Annotated in this window: 2 protein-coding genes; both read right to left on the bottom strand. The window is 40.0% G+C overall.

The window, feature by feature from the left end; translation table 11 throughout:
• Positions 1–16: 16 nt before the first annotated feature.
• Entirely contained in the window at positions 17–652 is a 636-nt protein-coding gene (locus tag FJR37_RS10335) for a hypothetical protein (RefSeq protein WP_168465963.1), read from the bottom strand.
• Positions 653–745: 93 nt separating this feature from the next.
• Positions 746–2,368 (bottom strand): CHAT domain-containing protein, encoded by a 1,623-nt coding sequence (locus FJR37_RS10330; protein WP_168465968.1) that lies wholly within the window; start codon positions 2,366–2,368, stop codon positions 746–748.
• Positions 2,369–2,456 lie beyond the last annotated feature (88 nt).

Below are 2,456 nucleotides of genomic sequence, written 5' to 3'. Positions count from 1 at the left end.
TTTGGCAGAGTAAAAATTAGGGTTGAGAATCGGGTTTTGAGAGATGTTGGAGGGCATAATCAGCGATCGCTAAGGTAATTTTTGCTTGTTCTATTTCTGATAAATTTGCCCAATCCCGCTCTTCAAAATCTCTAATTAGTGATGTCAATGTATGTAGTTCACTACTTCGCATTGCGTAAGCAAAAGGACGAGCTAAAACCAGCAGATCATCTACTTGCCAACTAGGTAGTAAAGCTTGGACACATTCCACTATTTTCTCACTAGCTGATTGTTCAAGAATAGAAACTTCAGTAGCTTTTTGAGCGATTGCAGTGAGTAAACCTCTAGGAATAACTGAAAAAGCGTTCTGCAAAACTTCCTGAAGATAATTAACAGTATTTTTACTACTGTTATTTTCAAGAACAGCAACTTGATCCCAAATTGTATCTAGATTTTGATAAAAATTATCGGTACTTGTACTCAGTTCTAAATCTGAAAAATCTTGCAACCCAAACTGTAGTTCTAGGTTATGAAAATAAGCTTCTGAAGATTCATCAGCTAAATTCCAGGGATAAGCAGCATCTTCAGGCTCTAACAGTGCTTCTATAAATTCTAAATCTACATTTGATGGGGCAATATTTAAGATATTTAAATCATTAATGTGGTTTTTCATTTTCTTCTCACTATTAATTTATAGGTTCTATTGACAACTACAATCTCAAAAATTGAATTTCCGCAAAATACAGCAGTCATGATCAACTGGTTTTTACTCCTGACTTTTGGGCGCAGGCCCTGCGCCCCTACTGATGGAATCCTCCCGAATAAATTCCCAAATTTCACCTTTAGAACTCCCAAACATTAACTGCATTCCTGATGTTAAAGGTACTTCTTCCCGGAGGATTTGTTGCCAACCATTAGGGCTTAAATACCAGGTTGTCCCATAGGTAGACAAATCCTGTAGGTAATAAGTGGTCATGGATGTATTTTCTTTGAGAGTCTTCCGACATAAAATTTCTGCGTGGTGTCTGGAAATATAAATTTCGGGGATGATAATATCATTCTCTTTTGTGCGACCGATGCGGGTAACTCCAGAACGTAATAACCAAATTTTGCCTCCTGGTGTGAGCGATCGCAAATAAGCTGTATTAATGGGGGTAACTAGGTCAGAAATCGCCGTATTGGGTAGTTCTGTGACTCCTTCATCTACATCTTTAATCAGTTCTCCATCAAAATCAGGATGGAGGTAGAGAACTGGTAATGTCCAAGCTGGTTGATTAAATTTATACAGTGTCAATAGTTCTTGTCTAGCAGTTGCCACTGCTTCATCAATTAATTTACGCGATCGCAAACTGGAAGCAAAAGTTTGAATAAAACTATGACTTTCTACATCAGCAATTTCATCACGCATCCCCAATACCGCTGGCACACCATGACGAATCAACACCTCAGCCAAACTACTAGCCGGGATAGCCTGGTGATTAACTGCTGCTGGTTGCGCTCCCCAACAGGCGTTAAAAACTCCCAATTTTATGCCTGTTCGCGTTAAAACCTGAGCTAATTCTATGCCATTAATTTTGAGTTCATTTCCTAAAAATAATGAGCCTCCATCTGGATCTGGTAATCCGTGACCAGCATAAAAAAACACATTATGAACTTTAGTTTCTAACTCCTGAATTAATTCTGCCTTTGTCGGTTGAATCAGGGTTTTTACTGTACAAGGTGCGTATCCAGCGGCAGTTTTGCCCCCAGGATGACCTTCTAACAATGTCTTTTTTAGTAAAGACGCTTCCTGGTCTAATTGTAATTTATGATTATGTCCTAACACCAGCAGAATATTTACCGCCCGGTCAGTCCGCAATTCTGGTAATGGTTCAACTGCGCTGATGGTACGACTAAATAAAACATCTTGGGAAAGAGATATGGCGGATTGTCCAACTTCCCGCTGCATAATTTCCCAGGGGAGGGCAATTAGATCAGGATCACGAATTTCTAACCGAAAGCGTAATTGAGTCTTTTGACCCATAGCCATACCCCGACTCCGTTCCCAACTATTCAGAATCGCCCCATCAAATATCCATCCCCAGAGATTGATACCCAAGGATTGCATCAGACGACTACTATAGGGACTTGTCCTTTGACCTTCAGCGGGTGAAATTACAGTTAATGGCAATGTATTAACTGATGAAGAAATTGAATAGGAAGGAATATCCAGGGGACTATGACTAGCAAACATTTGTTGCCATTCTTGCCAAACTTGATTAAGTTCAGGGGAGAAAACACAATCACGGAGAACATAGCCACTGGGATATGGTGCTTTGACTACCCAAATAGCGAAGTGATCTGTGCTAGTATTTACTAGGCTGGCGATCGCTATACTCGCCGAAAGCATTGCCAAATTCGGGCTGGACATGGATTGGTAGAAACTAAACGTTCAAAACACAGATACAGATATTTTAGGCAGAAGTAGCGAATTTAGT

Source organism: Aphanizomenon sp. UHCC 0183, from assembly GCF_009712065.1.
Taxonomy (GTDB): domain Bacteria; phylum Cyanobacteriota; class Cyanobacteriia; order Cyanobacteriales; family Nostocaceae; genus Dolichospermum; species Dolichospermum heterosporum.
This window is presented reverse-complemented; position numbering and strand designations above follow the sequence as displayed.